Source organism: Streptomyces sp. DH-12, assembly GCF_002899455.1.
GTDB lineage: Bacteria > Actinomycetota > Actinomycetes > Streptomycetales > Streptomycetaceae > Streptomyces.
Map to the genome: position 1 here is coordinate 6,522,242 of NZ_PPFB01000001.1, position 20,046 is coordinate 6,542,287.

22 protein-coding genes and 1 pseudogene are annotated in these 20,046 nt (G+C 72.9%); 14 read left to right on the forward strand and 9 right to left on the reverse strand.

What is annotated here, in order from left to right; all coding sequences use genetic code 11:
* Positions 1-34: 34 nt before the first annotated feature.
* The gene (locus C1708_RS28490) at positions 35-499 is read left to right on the forward strand and encodes a DUF6214 family protein (RefSeq protein WP_106415375.1); all 465 of its coding nucleotides are present in this window, start codon (positions 35-37) and stop codon (positions 497-499) included.
* A gap of 24 nt (positions 500-523) precedes the next feature.
* On the opposite strand, the gene C1708_RS28495 is transcribed toward C1708_RS28490, so the two are convergent.
* Complete coding sequence (locus C1708_RS28495; protein WP_106415376.1) at positions 524-1,186, reverse strand: DUF305 domain-containing protein; 663 nt, start codon at positions 1,184-1,186, stop codon at positions 524-526.
* A 208-nt stretch (positions 1,187-1,394) separates the two neighbouring features.
* Between C1708_RS28495 and C1708_RS28500 the strand changes: the two genes are divergently transcribed.
* Positions 1,395-2,897 carry an LVIVD repeat-containing protein gene (locus C1708_RS28500; protein WP_106415377.1) on the forward strand — a complete coding sequence of 501 codons (1,503 nt, stop codon included), beginning with the start codon at positions 1,395-1,397 and terminating at the stop codon, positions 2,895-2,897.
* Here the strand turns inward: C1708_RS28500 and C1708_RS28505 are convergent.
* From C1708_RS28505 to C1708_RS28520, 4 genes are all read right to left on the reverse strand, one after another.
* Positions 2,885-3,562 carry a TetR/AcrR family transcriptional regulator gene (locus C1708_RS28505; RefSeq protein WP_106415378.1) on the reverse strand — a complete coding sequence of 226 codons (678 nt, stop codon included), beginning with the start codon at positions 3,560-3,562 and terminating at the stop codon, positions 2,885-2,887. The two genes, C1708_RS28500 and C1708_RS28505, sit on opposite strands and share 13 nt — an antisense overlap.
* A gap of 85 nt (positions 3,563-3,647) precedes the next feature.
* Entirely contained in the window at positions 3,648-4,427 is a 780-nt protein-coding gene (locus C1708_RS28510; protein ID WP_106415379.1) for a phosphatase PAP2 family protein, read from the reverse strand.
* A gap of 113 nt (positions 4,428-4,540) precedes the next feature.
* Entirely contained in the window at positions 4,541-5,476 is a 936-nt protein-coding gene (locus C1708_RS28515) for a M56 family metallopeptidase (protein ID WP_106415380.1), read from the reverse strand.
* Between the two features lie 127 nt (positions 5,477-5,603).
* A complete protein-coding gene (locus C1708_RS28520; RefSeq protein ID WP_106415381.1) occupies positions 5,604-6,146 on the reverse strand; it encodes a DUF5134 domain-containing protein in 543 nt (180 codons plus the stop codon).
* 158 nt (positions 6,147-6,304) lie between these two features.
* On the opposite strand from C1708_RS28520, the gene C1708_RS28525 reads away from it, so the two are divergent.
* On the forward strand, positions 6,305-8,008 hold the full coding sequence (locus tag C1708_RS28525; protein WP_198602617.1) for an FUSC family protein: 1,704 nt from the start codon (positions 6,305-6,307) through the stop codon (positions 8,006-8,008).
* Complete coding sequence (locus C1708_RS28530) at positions 8,005-8,592, forward strand: MarR family winged helix-turn-helix transcriptional regulator (protein WP_106415382.1); 588 nt, start codon at positions 8,005-8,007, stop codon at positions 8,590-8,592. Before C1708_RS28525 ends, C1708_RS28530 begins: the two co-directional genes overlap by 4 nt.
* A gap of 129 nt (positions 8,593-8,721) precedes the next feature.
* Here the strand turns inward: C1708_RS28530 and C1708_RS28535 are convergent, their stop codons facing one another.
* Positions 8,722-9,120 carry a VOC family protein gene (locus tag C1708_RS28535; RefSeq protein WP_106415383.1) on the reverse strand — a complete coding sequence of 133 codons (399 nt, stop codon included), beginning with the start codon at positions 9,118-9,120 and terminating at the stop codon, positions 8,722-8,724.
* A 149-nt stretch (positions 9,121-9,269) separates the two neighbouring features.
* On the opposite strand from C1708_RS28535, the gene C1708_RS28540 reads away from it, so the two are divergent.
* The gene (locus C1708_RS28540) at positions 9,270-9,812 is read left to right on the forward strand and encodes a GNAT family N-acetyltransferase (protein WP_106415384.1); all 543 of its coding nucleotides are present in this window, start codon (positions 9,270-9,272) and stop codon (positions 9,810-9,812) included.
* Between the two features lie 22 nt (positions 9,813-9,834).
* Here the strand turns inward: C1708_RS28540 and C1708_RS28545 are convergent, their stop codons facing one another.
* Complete coding sequence (locus C1708_RS28545) at positions 9,835-10,554, reverse strand: glycerophosphodiester phosphodiesterase (protein WP_106415385.1); 720 nt, start codon at positions 10,552-10,554, stop codon at positions 9,835-9,837.
* Positions 10,555-10,808: 254 nt separating this feature from the next.
* Here C1708_RS28545 and C1708_RS28550 point away from each other — a divergent pair, with 254 nt between their 5' ends.
* The 5 genes from C1708_RS28550 to C1708_RS28570 all read left to right on the forward strand — a co-directional run bounded on the left by C1708_RS28550 (position 10,809) and on the right by C1708_RS28570 (position 15,415).
* Positions 10,809-12,206 (forward strand): DUF6421 family protein, encoded by a 1,398-nt coding sequence (locus C1708_RS28550; RefSeq protein ID WP_106415386.1) that lies wholly within the window; start codon positions 10,809-10,811, stop codon positions 12,204-12,206.
* A gap of 38 nt (positions 12,207-12,244) precedes the next feature.
* Positions 12,245-12,991, forward strand: coding sequence for an SDR family NAD(P)-dependent oxidoreductase (locus C1708_RS28555; RefSeq protein WP_106415387.1), 747 nt, complete (start codon positions 12,245-12,247; stop codon positions 12,989-12,991).
* Complete coding sequence (locus C1708_RS28560) at positions 12,988-14,058, forward strand: threonine aldolase family protein (protein ID WP_106415388.1); 1,071 nt, start codon at positions 12,988-12,990, stop codon at positions 14,056-14,058. The genes C1708_RS28555 and C1708_RS28560 overlap by 4 nt, the downstream gene beginning before the upstream one ends.
* 75 nt (positions 14,059-14,133) lie before the next feature.
* The gene (locus C1708_RS28565) at positions 14,134-14,706 is read left to right on the forward strand and encodes a transglutaminase domain-containing protein (RefSeq protein WP_106415389.1); all 573 of its coding nucleotides are present in this window, start codon (positions 14,134-14,136) and stop codon (positions 14,704-14,706) included.
* Positions 14,707-14,722: 16 nt separating this feature from the next.
* A complete protein-coding gene (locus C1708_RS28570) occupies positions 14,723-15,415 on the forward strand; it encodes a B3/B4 domain-containing protein (RefSeq protein WP_106415390.1) in 693 nt (230 codons plus the stop codon).
* A 20-nt stretch (positions 15,416-15,435) separates the two neighbouring features.
* Here C1708_RS28570 and C1708_RS35290 read toward each other — a convergent pair.
* Positions 15,436-15,723, reverse strand: a pseudogene (locus tag C1708_RS35290) (hypothetical protein); the annotation flags it as partial.
* A gap of 181 nt (positions 15,724-15,904) precedes the next feature.
* Positions 15,905-16,633, reverse strand: coding sequence for a lysophospholipid acyltransferase family protein (locus C1708_RS28580; RefSeq protein ID WP_106415391.1), 729 nt, complete (start codon positions 16,631-16,633; stop codon positions 15,905-15,907).
* Positions 16,634-16,885: 252 nt separating this feature from the next.
* Here C1708_RS28580 and C1708_RS28585 point away from each other — a divergent pair, with 252 nt between their 5' ends.
* From C1708_RS28585 to C1708_RS28600, 4 genes are all read left to right on the forward strand, one after another.
* On the forward strand, positions 16,886-17,239 hold the full coding sequence (locus C1708_RS28585) for a thioredoxin domain-containing protein (protein ID WP_198602618.1): 354 nt from the start codon (positions 16,886-16,888) through the stop codon (positions 17,237-17,239).
* Positions 17,240-17,456: 217 nt separating this feature from the next.
* Entirely contained in the window at positions 17,457-17,966 is a 510-nt protein-coding gene (locus tag C1708_RS28590; RefSeq protein WP_106415392.1) for a flavin reductase family protein, read from the forward strand.
* A gap of 221 nt (positions 17,967-18,187) precedes the next feature.
* Entirely contained in the window at positions 18,188-18,976 is a 789-nt protein-coding gene (locus C1708_RS28595; RefSeq protein WP_106415393.1) for an electron transfer flavoprotein subunit beta/FixA family protein, read from the forward strand.
* 61 nt (positions 18,977-19,037) lie between these two features.
* Entirely contained in the window at positions 19,038-20,000 is a 963-nt protein-coding gene (locus C1708_RS28600; RefSeq protein ID WP_106415394.1) for an electron transfer flavoprotein subunit alpha/FixB family protein, read from the forward strand.
* Positions 20,001-20,046: the final 46 nt, after the last annotated feature.

Here is a 20,046-nt window from a genome sequence, read left to right on the forward strand (position 1 = left end):
TCAACTTTCCGATCGCTCTCCGGCGGAGGGTGCGGTGTCCGTGTGGCCCGCGTGGGAGGTGCGGGAGGGCGAGCGTTCCACCCGGTGGCTCCACGTGCGGCTGGCCTTTCCCGACGGGGCCGTGATCGAGGCGCTGGCGTCCGTGAGCGAGGGCTGGGTCTGCGTGGAGGACGTCCAGGCCCGCCCCGCGCTCGCGCTGGAGGACCTGGCCGTGTTCGCCGACTGGATCGAGGGACCGCTGGCGCGGGCCTGCGGCGCCGAGCCCGAACCGGAGGCGGAGCCCGGGGAGGACGCCGGCGGCGCGCACCGGGAGGACCCGGCGGGCGGGCGGGCCGAGTGGCCGCTCGTGGCCCGGGCGTACCGGGCGGCACAGGAGCGGGGCGCCGACCCGGTGCTCGCCGTGATGGAGCAGACCGGCTACAGCCGGCGTGGCGCGCTCCGCCTCATCGGCCGGACGCGCGACGCGGGGCTGCTCTCCCCGCGCCGCGCCCGCCGCTGACCGGCCCGCCGCCCCGGCGGACCGTCACAGCAGGTCGCGCATCCGGTTGATCTCGCTGGTCTGCTGCGCGACCACGTCGTCCGCCATCTCCTCGATCCGGATGTTGTTCCCCTCACCCTTCACCTCCGTGGCCATGGTGATCGCGCCCTGGTGGTGCGTGATCATCAACGTGAGGAACAGCTGGTCGAACGCCGTGCCCTCGGCCGCCCGCAACTGCCTGAGCTGCGCCTCGGTCGCCATGCCGGGCATCGTCGCGTGGTCGTGCCCGTGACCGGCGTCCTCCTCCGTTCTGCCGTGGGTGCGCAGCCACCCCCTCATCGCGTCGATCTCCGGCTTCTGCGCGGCGGCGATGCGCTCGGCCAGCCCGACCACCTTCGGCGACTCGGCGCGCCCCGGCACCAGTTCGGTCATCTCCAGCGCCTGTGCGTGGTGCTGGATCATCATCCGCGCGTACGACACGTCCGCGGAGTTGGGGGAGTCGTCCTCCTTGCGCTGCCGCTCGGCCTCCTCGGCCGACAGGGTGCGGTTCTCCTCACCGGGCGCGCCGGGCGCGATCACCGAAGGCCCGCCCGCGGGGACCGACTCGGCGGCGTCGTCGCCGGAGTCGCAGCCCACGAGCCCGAGGACGGCCAGCGCGGTCAGCCCGGCGGCGACGGCGGACAGGCGTGGCACGCGGCGGTAGTGCACATGGACCTCCTGTGGCTGGCGGTATCCCCGCTCGGCAGTGGTGCGGGACACCTCGTGAGTGTCGATGACCGTCCTAGCACGCTTCCGCGCGACTCCGATCAGAAAACTTTGGTGCGATGACGCTGGCCCTCTGTTGGTATGTGCATGCCGAAGACGATACTGCCGATGCCACACCGTTCCGATGTGAACGGAACCAGGGAGGAAAACAGTGATCCTGTTGAGCGTTTCCCGAACCCGGCGGAGACGGCTGGGAGTCGCCGCGGCGGCAGGCGGCCTGCTGGCCGCGCTGCTCACCGCCGCGCCCGCCGCCGCGATCCCGGACCCGGGGGACTCGCCCGCCGCCCCGAAGGACGTGTCCCGCAGCGACCAGTCCGAGGCCCGGGCGGCCATCAAGAGCGGTGAGATACCCGGCCAGGACGAGATCGTCCACTCCGCCAACATCAAGCACGTGGCCAACATCCCCAAGGACGTGCTGTCCGGCACCAACTCGGACCTCGCCTTCCAGGGGAAGTACGCCTTCGCCGGCAACTACGACGGTTTCCGCATCTTCGACATCAGCAACCCCAAGAAGCCCAAGACGGTGGCTCAGGTGCTGTGTCCCGGATCGCAGAACGACATCTCCGTCTCCGGCGACCTGCTGTTCCTGTCCACGGACTCCTCGCGCAGCGACAGCAGCTGCAACAGCACCACGCAGCCGGCCACCGAGAAGTCCTCCTGGGAGGGCATGAAGGTCTTCGACATCAGCGACAAGCGCAACCCGCGCTACGTCGCCGCCGTCGAGACCGCCTGCGGCTCGCACACCCACACGCTGGTGCCCGAGCGCAAGGACGTCTACGTCTACGTCTCCTCCTACTCGCCGAACGCGGCCTACCCGGACTGCCAGCCGCCGCACGACGGCATCTCCGTGATCAAGGTCCCGCGCAAGGCCCCGCACAAGGCCGCCGTGGTCGGATTCCCCGTGCTGTTCCCGGGTGAGGGCCCGGACGGCGGCGGCAACCCGGGCGCGCCCACCAATCCGGGCGTCTCCAAGACCACCGGCTGCCACGACATCACCGTGCTGCCCTCGAAGGACCTGGCCGCCGGCGCGTGCATGGGCGACGGCATCCTGTTCTCCATCAAGAACCCCGAGCGTCCGAGGGTGATCGACCGGGTCCAGGACAACGTGAACTTCGCGTTCTGGCACTCGGCGACCTTCAACCAGAGGGCCGACAAGGTCGTCTTCACCGACGAGCTGGGCGGCGGCGGCGCGGCCACCTGCAACGCGGAGATCGGCCCCGACCGCGGCGCGGACGGCATCTACGACATCGTCGGCAAGGGCGACCGCAGCAAGCTGGTCTTCCGCAGCTACTTCAAGATCCCCCGTCACCAGGCGGACACCGAGAACTGCGTGGCCCACAACGGTTCGCTGATCCCGGTCCGCGGCCGTGACCTGATGGTCCAGGCCTGGTACCAGGGCGGCGTCTCGGTGTGGGACTTCACCAACTCGTCCAAGCCGAGGGAGATCGCCTACTTCGAGCGCGGGCCGCTCTCCACCGACCAGCTCGTCACCGGCGGTTCGTGGTCGGCGTACTACTACAACGGCTACATCTACTCCAACGACATGGCCAAGGGCTTCGACGTCCTGAAGATCGACGACAGGCGCACGGACGCGGCCCGCTGGGTCCGCATGCAGGAGCTCAACGTGCAGACGCAGCCGGACTACTTCGACTGAGTCTCCGGGTCCGTCGCGAAGAACCGGGCCATGTCCGTCCGGTCCTTCTCCTCCGTCCCGCCGGCCCCCTCGGGGTCCGGCGGGACACCCATCTCCCAGTCCAGCCGGTAGCGCTTGAACAGTTCGGCGCGCAGCACCGGCAGCGCCATCGGCGCCCCCGGCATCACCGCCGCGTACACGGCGCCCATCAGCAGCGCCCGCAGCATCGGGTAGTCGGCCCCGACGTCCTGCGAGCCGTGCCGGGCGACGGTGTCGCTCAGCAGCTCGGCCAGCCGCCGCTGCTCGGGACAGGGCAGGAAGCCTTCCGCCTGCAGCAGCCCCGCCATGTGCTGGCGCATCAGCACCGGCCGGTCCCGCGCCAGGCCCAGGATCGCGTCGATGGCCCGGGCCATCCGCTCCCCGCCGTCCTCGGCGCGCGGCTCGCGCTCCAGCGCTTCCTCCAGGGTGCGGTGCATCAGCCGGTGCACCGCGGACTGCACGAGCTGGCGTTTCCCCGGGAAGTAGTACGACACCAGACCCCGCGCGGAGCCCGCCCGGTCGGCGATGTCGCTCAGCGTGGTCGCCTCGTACCCGCGCTCGTCGACCAGCTCGACGGCCGCGTGCAGCAGCCGCTCCTTGGAACGCCGACGCAACTCTTCATTGACCAGGGCGCTGCGCGGGGACATGCTGGACTCCTGCGTTGACTGGCTGCCAGCCAACTATACTCAACGCACCTGGAAGGGCCCTGGCGGGCCCTCTTCGGGCTGCCGTTCACCTCGGGCGACGCGGGGGATCGTCCGAGGTGGACGGTTCGGGGATGGACGACGGCCGCGGACCGGCCGAGGGGCCCGGCGCCGCGTCAGGGGCGGCGGGACGCAGCCGCCGGTGCACCGCGACCGCCCCGACCACCACCAGGGCGCCGAGCAGCCAGCCGCCGAGGACGTCCGTCGGCCAGTGCACGCCGAGCCAGATCCGGGTGAGACCGACGCCGGCCACCGAGACGACCGCCACCACGAGCGCCGTGCGCCACAGCGCGGGTCCCGGCCTCCGACGGCGCAGCACCCACAGCAGCAGTCCCAGGACGACCGTCGCGGTCATGGCGTGCCCCGACGGGAAGGCGGCGTACTGCGCCGTGTCCACCGGGTCGGACCACACCGGGCGTTCCCGGCCGAGCGCGGCCTTCAGCCCCTGCTGCACGGCCGTGCCGAGGGCCACCACCACGACCAGCCACCCCGCGGTCCACCGGGTGGCCGGCCGCCGGAGCAGCAGGACCACCACCACCGCGCACAGCAGACGCATCGTCCACGGGTCCCACACCCAGTCCGTCAGGACGCGGGCCGCCTGGGTCAGCCCGTCCTCCGCCACCGCCCAGCGGTGCGTGGTGCGGGAGATGCCGCCGTCCAGGTCGAGCAGGGGCCGCCACTCGGCGGCGACCAGCGCCAGCAGCAGCGCGGAGGCGGCCGCGAGCACGGCGGCCGGCGCCGCCGCCGACCGGGCCGGTGCACGGGATCCGGGGGGCGTGGGCGGTGCGGGGGCGTGGGGGATGCGCATGGGATGATCCTCGCCGACCGGAGGCGCCCGGGCCAGGAACCCGGCACGCCCGGTCCTCAGGGGGCGCGGACCGGCCCGGGACCGGGACGGTCCGGCCGCGTCGGGGCCGTCGCCTACCCCAGTGCCCGCAATCCCGGCAGGAACGCCACGAGGACGGGGACCGCCGGCACCAGCGACGCGACCGCCGTCAGCCGCAGCCGCCGTCCCGCGGTCAGCCGGTCGCCCGGGCCCAGCAGCCGGTGCACCCGCGCCGGGACGTGCGCCTGCGTGGTGGGGCAGGGGCCGAACACGCCGCGGTCCTCGTTGAGTTCCACCAGGGCCAGGGCGGTGGTCAGCCGGCCGAACCGGCGGGACGCCGTGTCGTCCGCGGCGAGTTCGACCAGCCGGTGCATCTCGTCCCGGAACGCGGAGAACACCGGCACCTGGGGAAAGCCCTCCGCCAGCGCCGACGAGCAGTGCAGCAGCCAGTCGTGGCGGGCCCGCGCGTGACCGCGCTCGTGCGCCAGCACGGCGTCCAGCTGCCGCCCCTTCAGACGCTGCAACGCGGCCGTGGTGACGACCAGTTGGGGCGGGGAACCGGGCAGGCACCAGGCGTCGGGACGGTCGCCCTCCAGCACCACGAGCCGGTCGGAACCCGGCTCCTCGCCGGGCAGCAGGGGCGCCCGCCGCCGCAGTTCCGCGCGGCGCGCCCGGCGCCGGGCGCGGGCCCGCGCGATCTCCCGGAGCAGCATGGCCCCGCTCCACAGCCCGCCGCACGCCAGCACCACGGCGGTGACATGCGCCCAGAGACCCGCCGTGCCCAGGGTGTACGCCTCCATCACCGCGCCCGGCGCACCCGTGAACACATGGCCGCCCACCGCCCGCCAGGCCGCCGCCGCGCTGAACGTCATCGACAGGGCGCAGCACAGCAGCACCGCCGCGATCACGCACTGCCAGGCCCACAGGGCCACCACCGGCTCCCGGTCCGGCCAGTCGGCCCGCGCGAGCAGCCGGGGACCCACGACGGCGGTCAGCACACCGAGCAGCAGCAGGACCGCGGGGAGGATCATGGGAGCAGCCTAGAAGCGCGGACGCCTCCCTGGAAACGGGCCCGCGGTCCGAAGTGACGCAGACAACGGTCCCGCACCGACGGCCGGACGGCCCCTTGCGCCCCTCCCGCCAGCAGCATCGCCGCCCTCACATCAGCAGCAGCATCGCCACCATCGCGATGCCCATCGACAGCCGGCAGGCCCGCGCCAGCTCCGGCCGGTCGCCCCACCCGGTGCCCGGCCCGCCCGCCACGGCGACCACCGGCACCAGCCGCACGCCCGTCACCAGCACGTACGCCGTGAAGTACAGCAGCAGGGCGGCGGTCAGCGCGGGTATGCCCGCCCCGCCGTGGTGCGCCCCCTGCGGGGCGGCGGCCATGGCCACCGCCATGTAGACCATCGCGCCGGCGCCCACCACATGGTGAAGATGGCGCGCGGACGCGCGGGCCGCCCACAGGGCGTGCAGCCCCGCCGCCCCGAACACCGCCGCCCACAACGGCCAGGCCCACGCGGGCGGGGTGAACGCCGCCGCCGGCACCGCCATCGCCGCCATGCCGAACCCCATCAGCGCCTCGCCGCCGGCCGCCCGGCGCTGCTCCTCGACGCGGCTGCGCATCCGCAGCAGGCAGTAGGCGCCGGTCGCCGCGCAGAGCGCCACCAGCAGCCAGCCGGACGATCCCGGTCCGTGCACGCGAACCCCCCTCGAACCGCTTCACCGGACGGTCAGGGGATGCCCGGGCCCGACGGCGTGTACGCGAGCGCGAGGGGGTACGCGGGGGGCTTCCGGGGGCGCGGGCGGACTCCCCGGTGAAATTTTTACAGGTAAAACACCTGTTAACCTTACTGGTCATGAGCAGTGCCACCCCCACCCCCTCGCGCGTCCGGCGTCTCCCGGTCGCCGGCCCGCTGCGCCTCGGGCGCCCCTCCGACATCTGGTTCAAGCCCGCCCTCAGCGTGGTCGCCGCCGTCGCCCCGCCCAGCCTGCTCCTGGTGGCGCTCGGCCGGCTCGACCTCGCCGCGTACACCATGGCCGGGTCCCTGTGCGCCCTGTACGCGCACAACCGCCCGTACGCCGCCCGCGCGAAGGTGCTGGCGTGGGTGGTCCTCGGCATGCTCGGCGGCCTCGCCGTGGCCCTGGTCGCCGCCTCCCTCACCCGGAACGCCGTCGTGCTGGTCACCGTCGGGGCCTTGCTGGCCGCCGCCCAGAAGGCGGTGTGCGACGCCACCCGCGTCGGACCGCCCGCGCACGTCATCCTCACCTTCGTCAGCTCCGCCTCGCTGTTCGTGCCGCAGACCCTCGGACAGGTCCCCGGCCACCTCGCGCTCGCGGCGGCGGCCGGCGCGTGGGCCTGGCTGGTGGGCATGGCCCCCGCCCCGCTCCGGCCGCACGGCCCCGAACGGCGGGCCACCGCCCGGGTCCTCGACGCGGCCGCCGCGTACGCCGAGACCGCGCACGGCGGTGACGGGAGCCCGGGCGCCCGTTCCGCCGCCTACGCCGCCGTGCACGCGGCCTGGCAGACCCTGCTCGCGGCCGGGAACCGCCCCTCCGCCACCCGCCGCGCCCTCGAACGGCTCGTCGTCCGCGCCGAGGTCGCCCTCGCCGCACCGGCCGACGCCGACCCCGCCCGCCTCCGCGCCTGGGCCCGCGCGGTGCGCGGCACGGGCCGCGTCCCGCGCGCCGGCGACCCGCGCAGGGAGGACGACGTCCCGCTCGGCGAGCGGGACGAGCTCCTGGGCGTGGCCGCCGAGCGCGCCACCGCGCCCGGCCCGCTGCGGACCCGGCTCGGCCCCCTGGCCCCGGTCGCCGTCCGCACCGCGCTCGGCTGCGCCCTCGCCGGCTGTGCCTCCCTCGCCCTCGGCGCCGACCGCCCCTACTGGGCCCTGGTCACCGCGGCCTCCCTCTACCAGGCCAACATCACGCTCACCTGGAGCAGGACCGTGCAGCGCGTGGTCGGCAACCTCGTCGGCGTGCTGCTCTTCGCGGCCGTCGCCCCGGTCGCCCAGCTCGGCCCGCTCGCCCTCGTCCTGTCCATCCTGGCCTGCAACTTCGGCGCCGAGGCGCTCATCGGCCGCAACTACTGGCTCGGCAGCGTCTGCGTGACGCCGCTGGCGCTGCTCGTCACCGAGCTGCCCGGCTACCAGCCGACCGGCGAGCTGGTCGCCGACCGGGTGGTGGACACGCTGGTCGGCGCCCTGGTCGGCTTCGCCGCCGCCGTCGCCGTCACCGACCGGCGGGCAGGCCGGCGCGTCGAACGGGCGCTCACCGCCGTCGACCGGGCCCGCGAACACGCCGCTCGCCTGGCGGCCGGCCCGGAGTCCGCGCCCGCGGCCCTGGAAGCCGCCCGTCGCGGGCTCGCCGCCGCCGTGGTCGACCTGCGCGCCGCCGCCGACGCCGCGGCCGGAGAATGGTGGCAGCGCGCACTGCCCCAGGAGCGGGTGGTGCTCGCCGAGCAGGCGGCACACCGTACGCTCGCGGCGACGGTACGACGCCAGGGACTCCTCCCGGACCCCGGCACCAGCACGCACACGCACACGGAGGACGCATCGCCATGACGGCGCCCCACGGGCCAACGGCCGGCGACGGTGCCACCGGCACGCCGGACACCTCGAGCACCGCGGACCCGTCCGCCCCCGGGCGCGACACCGTCGCCGAGGTCGTCCGGCAGTGGCGGGCGGTCCACCCCGGCCTCGACACCGGCCCGATGGAGGTCATCGGCCGCATCAACCGCTGCGCGGCGCTCTTCCAGCAGGCCGAGGACGCCCCGCTGCGGCGGGCCGGACTCACCCGCCCGGAGTTCGACCTGCTCGGCGCGCTGCGCCGCACGGGTCACGAACTGACCCCCAGCGAGCTGGCCCGCGAGACGTTCTCCTCCGGTGCCGCCGTCACCAAGCGGCTGAAGCAGCTCACCGAGCGGGGCCTGGTGGAACGCCGTGGTGACACCCGGGACCGCAGGGTCGCGCACGTACGTCTCACCGACGCGGGCCGCGAGCTGGTGGACGGCATCCTGCCGGCGCAGCTGTCCTACGAGACCGCGGTGCTGTCCGGGCTCGACCACGCGGAGCTGGATGATCTCGCCTCCCTGCTGGGGGGACTGCTGTCCCAGCTGGAGGGGCGGTTGGGGGCGTTGCGCGCGTAGGGGGCGACCGTACCCGGGGGCCGCGCCCCGGACCCCCGCTCCGGCCCTGGCGGGCCTCGTCCGCGAGCGCCGGACGGGCTGGGGACGCAGCCGGTGTGTCCCGGTCCCGCAGGGCGGGCAGCACGAGGTCTAGATCCCCGGCCGGTACCGCAGCGGGTGTTCGGCCGGGACCTCGACGAGGACGATCGGCGTGCCGTCCGGGTCCTCGATCCACATCTCGATCAGACCCCACGGCTCCTCGACCGGAGGGCGGACGATCTCCACGCCCCGCGCGGTCAGTTCCTCCCGCGCCGCCTCCACGTCCTCCACCTGCAGCCACAGCCGCACATCGGGGGAGCCCGCCGGAGCCGCGTCCGCGCGGCCCGAGAGCTCCAGGAAGCCGCCGCCGAGGAAGTAGACGGTGCCGCGCTCCGGGCCGGTGCCGAACTCGCGGTGGACGGCGAGTCCGAGCCGGCGGCCGTAGAAGTCGCGGGAGCGCTCGGGGTCGGAGGGACGGAGCAGGACACGGCTGCTGAGTACATGCACCATGCGGCCGAGCCTAGGGCGAGGGCCCGCGCACCGTCACCGACCCGCCGTCCGGAGGGTGGACGGCCCCTCCGGCGCCCGGCAGCGGCGCGTTAATCTCGGCCCGTCCCGGCCACGTCGAAAGAGACGCACACGAATCGAGGAACCGCGCCATGGGAACCGCCGCCGACGCCGCACCGACCTTCCGCCGTGCCACCGACGCCGACGTGGACGCCCTCGTCGAGCTGATCGAGTCGGCCTACCGGGGGGAGTCCAGCCGCGCGGGGTGGACCACCGAGGCGGACATCCTGCACGGGCAGCGGACCGACCCCGAGGGCGTCCTGGAGGTCGTGAAGGCGCCGGACAGCCGGCTGCTCACCGTGGAGCGCGACGGCCGGATCGTGGCCTGCTGCCAGCTCGAGCACCGCGGGGACCACGCCTACTTCGGGATGTTCGCGGTCAGCCCCGCCCTCCAGGGCGCCGGCCTCGGCCGGGCCGTCATCGCGGAGGCGGAGCGCCAGGCCCGCGAGGACTGGGGCGTGACCGAGATGCACATGACGGTGATCTCCGTGCGCGAGGACCTGATCGCCTGGTACGAGCGACGCGGCTACCGCCGTACGGGAAGGACCACGCCGTTCCCGTACGGCGACGAGCGCTTCGGCATCCCGCTCCGTGACGACCTGGAGTTCGAGCTGCTGGTCAAGGAACTGGCCTGACCGTCGTCCGGCGGCCGGCCGCTCACGCGGTGAAGCGGCCGGTGCGCTTGATCTCCGGGTAGTCGGTGGTCGCCCCGTCCAGCCCCAGCGCCCGCACCAGCCGCAGATGGTCCTGCGTGTTGACCACCCAGCCGACCACCGACAGGTCCGCCTTGCGGGCGTGCTCCACGATCTCCAGGGTGATCCGGCGGATGTTCAGGCACAGTCTCGAGGCGCCGACGGCCACCGCCCGGTCCACCACGTCGGTGCCGGTGGGGGTCCCCCCGCCCGAGGCCGTCCGGGAGTGGGGGAGGCCGGACACCAGGGCCGTGCGCACCCCGGGCACCAGCCGTGCGATCTCGGCGATCGCCTCGTCGTGGAACGACGCGACCTCGACCCGGCCGGCGAGCCCCCGGTCGTTCATCACCTCGGCCAGCGCCCGGGCCGCCCGGACGTCCTTGATCTCCGCCTGCAGCGGCGTCCGGACCGCGTCCAGGACCTCCTCGAAGAGGGGGACGCGCTCGCCGCGCCCGGCGTCCAGCGCGCGCAGTTCGCCGAGGGTCTTGTCGGCGATGGCGCCGGTGCCGTCCGTGGTGCGGTCCACACGCGCGTCGTGCATCACCACGAGCGCGCCGTCCTTGCTGAGATGCAGATCCAGTTCGATGACGTCGAGCCCGGCCTCCTGGGCGGCGACGAAGGACCGGAGGGTGTTCTCGGGTTCGACGCCCATGACTCCGCGGTGACCGATGGTGAGGAAGTTCAAGATCCGACTCGCTTCCGTCGACGGCGGCGGGGGACCGCGTCCCTACGGCCCTCTGGGACCGTATCGCCTCTGCCGACGGCGTCCAGAGGCCGAACCCAGAACGCATGGAGCGCCGCCGGACCGGGTAGCCGACAGGAAAAAATGCGGTGACTCCCCGGGTAAGGCAGGATAATTTCCTGAGGCACCCCTTGATGGGAGAAACGCCCTGTGTATACGGTCAGGCGTACGCAAGGTTCTCCTGTGGAGGATGGGACATGACGGAAATTCTTGTGCAGCAGGGTTCGGAGGAGCGGATTCCTTCGATGACCAGGGTGGTGGAGCACCCGGCATGGCCCGTGCTCAAGGATGCCGTGGAGCGGATCCGGCCCTGGCAGTCCAAGGACGGCTCGATCGACTTCGCGGCCGAGGGCGCTCCGTCGCGTGCCGACGCGGAGCACGCCGTGCGCACCGTGATCGGCGCGGTCGACGAACTGTCCCCGCTGCTCCCGCACGACCGTGCGTACCACGAGGCCGTGGGCAAGGACCTGGCCCGCTGGGCCGAGGGCGGCTTCGAGGTGCCCGACTTCCTCGACTCGCTGACGGCCTTCCAGCCGGCCGCGCGCCGCGAGGACGGCCTGCAGCACCTGGTCGTCTTCCCGATGTACACGCAGAACGGCAACCCGGACCGCAACCTCGAGGCGGTCGTGTTCCGCATGGTCTGGCCCGACTGGCTGGCCGAGCTGGAGCGCACCCGCTACGACAACCCGCTGTTCTGCGGCATCACCTTCGAGGACTTCACGTCCGGGTACGACACCAACTCCGCGGTGCTCTTCCCCGAGACCATCGCCGTGCGCGAGGCCCCCGAGCGCTTCACCTGGGGCGCCATCTTCTGCGACCGCGAGGCCGCCCGCTTCCGCCGGGTCACCGAGGCCGCCGTGGACATCCTGGGCCTGGAGCTGCCCGAGGACGTCGCCGCCATGGTCCACGACCAGAAGCGCTGCGAGGAGGCCTTCGTGCTGTGGGACATGATCCACGACCGCACCCACAGCCACGGCGACCTGCCGTTCGACCCGTTCATGATCAAGCAGCGCCAGCCGTTCTGGATGTACGGCCTGGAGGAGCTGCGCTGCGACCTCACCGCCTTCAAGGAGGCCGTGAAGCTCGCCGGCGAGGGCGTGCCGCAGGCCCGTGACGTGCAGGTCGCGGTCATCTTCGACCGCATGTTCCGCTTCCCGGTGACCGGCGAGCGGGTGCGCAACTACGACGGTCTCGGCGGCCAGCTGCTCTTCGCCCACCTGCACAAGCACGACGTCGTCCGCTGGACCGACAACAAGCTCTCCATCGACTGGGAGCGCGCCCCGCGGGTCACCAACGAGCTGTGCGCGGAGATCGAGAAGCTGTACCGCGACGGCATCGACCGCCCCAAGCTCGTCCACTGGTTCGCCGGCTACGAGCTGGTCTCCCGCTACCTCTCCCCGCACCCGGGCTCCACGTGGGCCAAGGGTCCCGAGGCCCTCGACCTGTCGCTGCCGCCGCGGAAACTCGTCGATGACGTGCTTCCGGACGAGTTTCCGCTGAGCATGTTCTATGAGGCGCTGTCCAAGAAGCTGAAGAACGTGATCGCCTCGACCAAGGGCATCACGGCGGACGGCGCCGAGCGGGTCGCCGCGTGAGCGATCTCGTCCACACCACTGCTCAGGAGGCGAGAACCATGGGGAACGGGGCGCTCGAGGGTGCGGTGATCGCGGTGGCCGGCGCGGGCGGGCCCGCGGGACGCGCGGCGCTGCTCAGGCTCGCCGAGGCGGGGGCCACCGTCGTCGGTTCGGACAACGACCCGGAGCGGCTGGCGGCGGCCGTCGACGCCGCGCGGTACGCGCACGGCGGCGCCACCGTCACCGGCGAGACGGTCGACCTGCTCGACCTGGAGTCCACCCGGGACTGGGCCGCCCGCACCGAGAAGGAGTTCGGCCGCGTCGACGGCCTGGTCCACCTCGTCGGCGGCTGGCGCGGCAGCGAGACGTTCACCAAGACCAGCCTCGACGACTGGGACTTCCTGGAAATGCTGCTGGTGCGCACCGTGCAGCACACCAGCCTCGCCTTCCACGAGGCGCTCCAGCGCAGCGACCGCGGCCGGTACGTCCTGATCAGCGCGGCCGGCGCGACGAAACCGACCGCCGGCAACGCCGCGTACGCGGCCGGCAAGGCCGCCGCCGAGGCGTGGACGCTGGCCATGGCCGACTACTTCCGCAAGGCCGGGGGCGAGCAGGGGCCGACGTCGGCTGCTGCCATCCTGGTGGTGAAGGCGTTGGTGCACGACGCGATGCGCGCCGAGCGCCCCAACGCGAAGTTCGCGGGCTTCACGGACGTCAAGGACCTGGCCGAGGCCGTCGTCGGCGTCTGGGACCAGCCCGCCGCGGAAGTGAACGGAAAACGTCTGTGGCTGACCGAGAAGCCGTGAACCCGCCGCGGACCGACGCGCGTCGTCATCACGACCCGGAGGTCCGCGGTTTCGCCAGCGACAACTACGCCGGCGCCCACCCGGAGGTGCTCGCCGCCCTGGCCCTGGCCAACGGCGGGCACCAGGTCGCCTACGGCGAGGACGCGTACACCGAGAACCTCCAGCAGGTGATCCGCAGCCACTTCGGGCCCACCGCCGAGGCCTTCCCGGTCTTCAACGGAACCGGGGCCAACGTCGTGGCGCTCCAGGCGGTCACCGACCGCTGGGGCGCGGTGATCTGCGCGGAGAGCGCCCACATCAACGTGGACGAGGGCGGCGCGCCGGAGCGGGTCGGCGGCATCAAGCTGCTCACCGTGCCCACCCCGGACGGCAAGCTCACCCCGGAGCTCATCGACCGGCAGGCGTACGGCTGGGACGACGAGCACCGGGCCATGCCGCAGGTCGTCTCCCTGGCCCAGGCCACCGAGCTGGGCACGGTGTACACCCCGGACGAGATCCGTGCCATCTGCGAGCACGCCCACGCGCACGGCATGAAGGTGCACGTCGACGGCTCGCGGCTGGCCAACGCCGCCGCTGCGCTGGACGTGCCGCTGCGCACCTTCACCAACGCGGTGGGCGTCGACCTGCTCTCGCTGGGCGGCACCAAGAACGGCGCGCTGTTCGGCGAGGCGGTCGTGGTGCTGGACCCGGACGGGGTCAAACACATGAAGCACCTGCGCAAGCTGTCCATGCAGCTCGCCTCCAAGATGCGCTTCGTGTCGGTCCAGTTGGAGGCGCTGCTCGCCAAGGACCTGTGGCTGCGCAACGCCCGGCACGCCAACGAGATGGCCCAGCGCCTCGCGGAGGGCGTGCGCGCGGTGCACGGAGTGGAGATCCTCTACCCGGTGCAGGCCAACGCGGTGTTCGCGCGGCTGCCGCACGACGTGAGCGAGCGCCTGCAGAAGCGGTTCCGCTTCTACTTCTGGGACGAGGCCGCGGGCGACGTCCGCTGGATGTGCGCCTTCGACACCACCGAGGACGACGTGGACCGGTTCGTGGCCGCCCTGAAGGAGGAGATGGCCCGCTGACACAACATGCATAGGTATGCGCTCGGTCGAAAATCCATTGACTCTCGGCCGGGCGTGTACCTATGCTCCGAGGTCATGCAGCTGATCCAGGAAAACCCGGACCTCTCCGTCTACTTGGCCGCCGACGAGGCCATCGACCATCACCATCCGCTGGTCCGGGAGGTGTCCGCCCGCCTGGCCGCCGACGTCCGTGACTCGTATGAGTATGCGCAGGCGGCCTTCGAGTACGTGCGCGACCGCATCACGCACTCGCAGGACGCCGGGGACCCCCGCGTGACCTGGCGCGCCTCCGACGTGCTGGAGCAGGGCACCGGCATCTGCTACGCCAAGGCCCACGCCCTGGCCGCGCTGCTGCGCGCCGAGGACATCCCGGCCGCGCTCTGCTACCAGTACCTCGGCGTGGTGCACGGCCTGGTCGCGGTGCGGTTCCACGGCGCCTGGCACCGGCAGGACCCGCGCGGCAACAAGCCCGGGGTGGACGCCCGGTTCTCCCTCGACGGCGAGCGGCTGGCCTTCACGCCCGACCCCTCGTCCAACGAGATGGACCACCCGGTCCTGTATGCTGCACCGCACCCCGTCGTCCTGCGCGCCCTTCGGAACGCCACCGACCGGCCGCACCTGTGGCGGACGCTCCCCACCGCACTCTGAGCAGCAAGGCGCACCCATGACCTTCGCCCCGATCGTGTCCGACGAGGTACGGGCCCTCGTGCCCGGCTTCACCCACGTCGCCGTCGAGGCGCACGACCTGGTCAACGGGCCCGGCACCGAGGAGAGTTCCGCCCTGCTCGACGAGGCCGCGCGCCGGCTCGCCGCCCGCCTGGACGGGCGCGCCCCGCACGAGGACCCGCACATGGCGGCCTGGCGCGCGGCCTACAGCGCCTTCGGCTCCAAGCCCTCCCGCACCCGCAACTCCGCGGAGGCCCTCGCGAAGCGGGCCCTGTCGGACGCCGGCCTGCCCCGGATCAACCTCCTCGTCGACGTCTACAACGCCGTGAGCGTCGCCCGGCTCGTCCCGGTGGGCGGCGAGGACGCCGACCGCGTCCGGGGCGCCATGCGCCTGGTGCGGGCCAGGGGCGACGAGGACTTCGTGACCGTCGCCGGCGGCGAGGAGACCGTCGAGCGCCCCGACCCCGGCGAGGTGGTGTGGCGCGACGACCTCGGCGTCACCTGCCGCCGCTGGAACTGGCGTCAGGGCCCCCGCACCAGGCTCACGGAGGGGACCACCTCGGGCTTCTTCCTGCTGGAGAGCCTCCCCCCGGTGCCCGTGTCCGAGGTGGAGGAGGCCGCCGCCGAACTCGCGGCGCTGCTGGAGAAGTTCAGCCCCGGAGCGAGGATCACCGTCCACCCGGCCGCATGAGGGCGGGATCCTCGCCCCACGCGTCCAGCACCGTGCCGAGCCCGGCCTCCCGTGCCGCCGCCTCGACCCGCGCGGAACGCGCCGAGCGTGAGGACGACGGGGTCCAGGCCGGCGCCGCGGTGGCCCGCGAAACGGGTGAGGCCGGTGGCGGCGCCGTCGGCGAGGACCACGTACAGGTCGTGGTCGGAGCGGCGGGTGGTCATGCCGTCATGGGCCCGGGAGCCCTTGAGGACGAGCCCGACGACCGCCGGATCGGCGGTGGCGGGCGCGACGGACGCGTCGTAGGACAGCTGCTGGTGCGGGGTCACGTGCGGACCTTCACGAGTGAGGACGGGCATGCCGGCCAGGGCCGCCCCGCTGTGTCCACGGCGGCACACGAGGCCGCCGCCGGGAAGGTCGACGCACGGTCGGGACCCCACGCGTCGCGCCGTGCGAACGCAGCAGGTCCCGGACCCGTGCAAGCACGGGTCCGGGACCTGGGAGGGGACCTCAGTGGGCCTCGGCCTCGCGGACCTGCTCCGGGGTGGGGGCCGTGCCGCCGAGGTGGGCCGGCATCCACCAGGTGTCGTCCGGGCCCTTCGGCCGCACCGGGTACGCCCGCTGCGCCGCCTCCAGCAGCTCCTGCACCCGCTCGCGCAGCTGCCGGGTGATCGCGCCCGCGTACTTGTCCCTGGACGCCTCGATCGCCTCGCCCACGCGGATGGTGATGGGGATGTGGCTGCGCTTGAAGTTGCGCGGGTGGCCCTTGGTCCACAGCCGCTGCGTCCCCCACACCGCCACCGGGATCAGCGGGACGCCCGCCTCCTGCGCCATGCGTGCGGCACCGGACTTGAAGCTCTTCAGCGTGAACGACTGCGAGATCGTCGCCTCGGGGAAGACGCCCACGATCTCACCGGACCGCAGCGAGCGCAGCGCGTGCTGGTACGCGGCCTCACCCTGCTTGCGGTCCACCGGGATGTGCTTCATGCCGCGCATCAGCGGGCCCGAGACGCGGTGCCGGAACACCGACTCCTTGGCCATGAAGCGGACCAGCCGCTTCTGCGGGAGCGCCGCCAGTCCGTTGAACACGAAGTCGAGATAGCTGATGTGGTTGCTCACCAGCACGGCGCCGCCCGAGCGCGGGATGTTCTCCGACCCCTGACAATCGATCTTGAGGTCCCACACCTTGAACAGGGTGCGGGCGAAGCCGATCACGGGCCGGTAGACAAGTTCTGCCATGGGCGGGTCGGAACCCTTCCTCTTTCCTGGGCAGGGGGTCTCCCAGACGAAGTTACGCAGCCGTAGGTTTACGGCCTGTCGGTGATGCTGCCCCAGAAACGGCCGGTGAACCAGCCCCGGCGCCGCTCCGGGGCGGAGATTCTCGTCACGTTCCCGTGATCCGCCCGGGGCTGTGCCGCCCGGACGGGAATGTTCGCGGATCCTGGGACGCTGGAGGCGGTCGGGAAGCGACATCCAGGGCGGGAGCGGCGAGTGCGGGGCAGTGACGACACGGGGCGGGCCGAGGGCGACGGCGCGGTGCGGACCGGTCTCGCGGCCGAGCTCGGCGCGGGGCTGGGCGAGCGCGCCACGCTCGTGCAGTTCTCCAGCGCCTTCTGCGCGCCCTGCCGGGCCACCCGCCGGGTGCTGGGCGAGGTCGCGGGCATGGTCCCGGGCGTGACCCACGTCGAGATCGACGCCGAGGCCCGCCTGGACCTCGTACGGCGGCTGGGGATCGAGCGCACCCCGACGGTGCTGGTGCTCGACGCGGACGGCCGGGTGGTACGGCGCGCGGCCGGACAGCCGCGCAAGGCCGACGTGATCGCCGCCCTGGGCGCGGCGCTGTGACGGCCGCCGCGATCATGGTGAGACATCTCCCGTCCACGGCGGCCGGCTTGACGCTGCGCGGTGCTTGTCGTCAGCCTGACACCATGTCGTCGGGACTCCTTCGCCGCCGTCGGGTACCCGGCCCCCTCCCGGCCGGCGCCCGCTTCCCGCGTGTGCGTCGACCGGGCCGGCGAGCAGCCGCGAACCCGCTCGTGACCCCTCCCAGAAGGACTGTTCCATGACGGCAATGCCCGACCTCGGTGCCGCCCGGCCCGCCTCGCCCGACCTGCTGCGTTCCGTCTTCCGCCGGCATCCGGCGGGGGTCGCGGTGGTCACGGCGCGCGGCCGGTCCGGTCCGGTCGGCTTCACCGCCACCTCCCTCGCCTCCGTGTCCGCGGAGCCGCCGATGCTGTCCTTCGGCGTCTCCACGGGCGGTTCCAGCTGGCCCGCGATCGCGGTGAGCGACCACGTCGGCGTGCACCTGCTGGGCGAGCACCAGCAGGACCTCGCGGCCACCTTCGCCCGCCGGGGCGCCGACCGCTTCGGACCGGGCACGGACTGGCGGGAAGGGCCGGAGGGGGTGCCGGTGCTGCACGGCGTGCCTGCCTGGATGGTGTGCCGGGTGACGGCGCGGGTGCCCGCGGGCGACCACCGGATCGTGGTCGCCGAGGTGCTGGTCGGCGACCCCACGGGCCACGGCCGTCCCCTCGTCTACCACCAGGGACGATTCAGCGGACTGCCCGACTGAGACGCCGGGCCTCGATCGCGTCGCGGACCGGAGGAGTTCCGGTTACGCTGCGTTGCGAAGGTCACAGTTCAAAGCGCTTGCTTAGCGGGCAGGAACTGAGTGTACTGACGAGTAATATTTCGATCGGAGCGTGGGTCGCCCCGACCGGGACCGCCCGCTTGAGGCGCCTATGCTGCCTGCAGGCAGGCAGCCAGAAATGACGATGCAGTAGGAGAGCCGGCGTGAGCTTGAGGATCGTTGTCACTGTGAAGTACGTGCCCGACGCCACTGGCGACCGGCACTTCGCCGATGACCTGACCGTCGACCGTGACGACGTGGACGGTCTGCTCTCCGAGCTGGACGAGTACGCGGTCGAGCAGGCGCTGCAGATCGCGGAGAACTCGGACGACGACGTGGAGGTCACCGTCCTGACCATGGGTCCCGAGGACGCCAAGGACGCGCTGCGCAAGGCGCTGTCCATGGGCGCCGACAAGGCCGTCCACGTCGAGGACGACGACCTGCACGGCACGGACGCCATCGGCACCTCCCTGGTGCTGGCCAAGGCGATCGAGAAGGCGGGTTACGACCTGGTCGTCTCCGGCATGGCCTCCACCGACGGCGTCATGGGCGTCGTCCCGGCGCTGCTCGCGGAGCGCCTGGGCGTGCCGCAGGTGACGCTCCTGTCCGAGGTGTCCGTCGAGGACGGCAAGGTCACGGGCCGCCGTGACGGCGACGCGGCCTCCGAGCAGCTCGAGGCGTCCCTCCCCGCGGTCGTGTCGGTCACCGACCAGTCGGGCGAGGCCCGTTACCCGTCCTTCAAGGGCATCATGGCGGCCAAGAAGAAGCCGGTGGAGTCCTGGGACCTCTCCGACCTCGGCATCGACGCGGACGAGGTCGGCCTGGAGAACGCCTACACCACGGTGGAGTCGGCGTCCGAGCGTCCGGCCCGTACCGCGGGCACGATCGTCAAGGACGAGGGCGAGGGCGGCAAGCAGCTCGCCGAGTTCCTCGCGAGCCAGAAGTTCATCTGAGCCGCACGGCACGGCTCGCTTCCCGCCCCTCATACTTCGCAAGCAGGAGAGAAGAAGTCCCATGGCTGAAGTTCTCGTCTACGTCGATCACGTGGACGGTGCCGTCCGCAAGCCGACCCTGGAGCTGCTGACCCTCGCCCGCCGCATCGGCGAGCCGGTCGCCGTCGCGCTGGGAGGCGGCGCCGGCGACACCGTCGCCACGCTCGCCGAGCACGGCGCGGTCAAGGTCCTCACCCACGAGGCCGCCGAGTACGCCGACTACCTGGTCGTGCCGAAGGTGGACGCCCTCCAGGCCGCCCACGAGGCCGTCTCCCCGGCCGCCGTGCTGGTCCCGTCCTCCGCCGAGGGCAAGGAGATCGCCGCCCGCCTGGCGCTGCGCATCGGTTCCGGCGTCATCACCGACGCCGTCGACCTCGAGGCCGGCGACGAGGGCCCGGTGGCCACCCAGTCGGTCTTCGCCGCCGGCTACACCACCAAGTCCCGTGTCTCCAAGGGCACCCCGGTCATCACGGTCAAGCCGAACTCGGCCGCCGTGGAGGCCGCCCCGGCCGCCGGCGCGGTCGAGTCCCTGAGCGTCACCTTCTCCGAGCAGGCCACCGGCACCAAGGTCACCGGCCGCACGCCGCGTGAGTCGACCGGCCGTCCGGAGCTGACCGAGGCCGCGATCGTCGTCTCCGGCGGCCGCGGCGTCAACGGCGCGGAGAACTTCTCGATCATCGAGGCGCTCGCCGACTCGCTCGGCGCGGCCGTCGGCGCCTCGCGCGCCGCCGTGGACGCCGGCTGGTACCCGCACACCAACCAGGTCGGCCAGACCGGCAAGTCGGTCTCGCCGCAGCTGTACATCGCCAACGGCATCTCCGGCGCGATCCAGCACCGCGCGGGCATGCAGACCTCGAAGACCATCGTGGCCGTCAACAAGGACGCCGAGGCCCCGATCTTCGAGCTGGTCGACTACGGCGTCGTCGGCGACCTGTTCGACGTCGTCCCGCAGCTCACCGAGGAGATCAAGGCCCGCAAGGGCTGATCACCCCCGGACCGTCCGAGGCCCCCGCGACCGCACTCCGGTCGTG

What these genes read in the sequence shown, in the direction of transcription:
- C1708_RS28535 (WP_106415383.1), bottom strand. Translation starts at nt 9,120, where the DNA reads ATGGTGCATGTACTCAGCAGCCGTGTCCTGCTCCGTCCCTCCGACCCC.
- C1708_RS28580 (WP_106415391.1), bottom strand. Translation starts at nt 16,633, where the DNA reads ATGGCAGAACTTGTCTACCGGCCCGTGATCGGCTTCGCCCGCACCCTG.
- C1708_RS28510 (WP_106415379.1), bottom strand. Translation starts at nt 4,427, where the DNA reads ATGCGCATCCCCCACGCCCCCGCACCGCCCACGCCCCCCGGATCCCGT.
- C1708_RS28590 (WP_106415392.1), top strand. Translation starts at nt 17,457, where the DNA reads ATGACGGCAATGCCCGACCTCGGTGCCGCCCGGCCCGCCTCGCCCGAC.
- C1708_RS28555 (WP_106415387.1), top strand. Translation starts at nt 12,245, where the DNA reads ATGGGGAACGGGGCGCTCGAGGGTGCGGTGATCGCGGTGGCCGGCGCG.
- C1708_RS28515 (WP_106415380.1), bottom strand. Translation starts at nt 5,476, where the DNA reads ATGATCCTCCCCGCGGTCCTGCTGCTGCTCGGTGTGCTGACCGCCGTC.
- C1708_RS28505 (WP_106415378.1), bottom strand. Translation starts at nt 3,562, where the DNA reads ATGTCCCCGCGCAGCGCCCTGGTCAATGAAGAGTTGCGTCGGCGTTCC.
- C1708_RS28565 (WP_106415389.1), top strand. Translation starts at nt 14,134, where the DNA reads ATGCAGCTGATCCAGGAAAACCCGGACCTCTCCGTCTACTTGGCCGCC.
- C1708_RS28570 (WP_106415390.1), top strand. Translation starts at nt 14,723, where the DNA reads ATGACCTTCGCCCCGATCGTGTCCGACGAGGTACGGGCCCTCGTGCCC.
- C1708_RS28540 (WP_106415384.1), top strand. Translation starts at nt 9,270, where the DNA reads ATGGGAACCGCCGCCGACGCCGCACCGACCTTCCGCCGTGCCACCGAC.
- C1708_RS28525 (WP_198602617.1), top strand. Translation starts at nt 6,305, where the DNA reads ATGAGCAGTGCCACCCCCACCCCCTCGCGCGTCCGGCGTCTCCCGGTC.
- C1708_RS28530 (WP_106415382.1), top strand. Translation starts at nt 8,005, where the DNA reads ATGACGGCGCCCCACGGGCCAACGGCCGGCGACGGTGCCACCGGCACG.
- C1708_RS28550 (WP_106415386.1), top strand. Translation starts at nt 10,809, where the DNA reads ATGACGGAAATTCTTGTGCAGCAGGGTTCGGAGGAGCGGATTCCTTCG.
- C1708_RS28600 (WP_106415394.1), top strand. Translation starts at nt 19,038, where the DNA reads ATGGCTGAAGTTCTCGTCTACGTCGATCACGTGGACGGTGCCGTCCGC.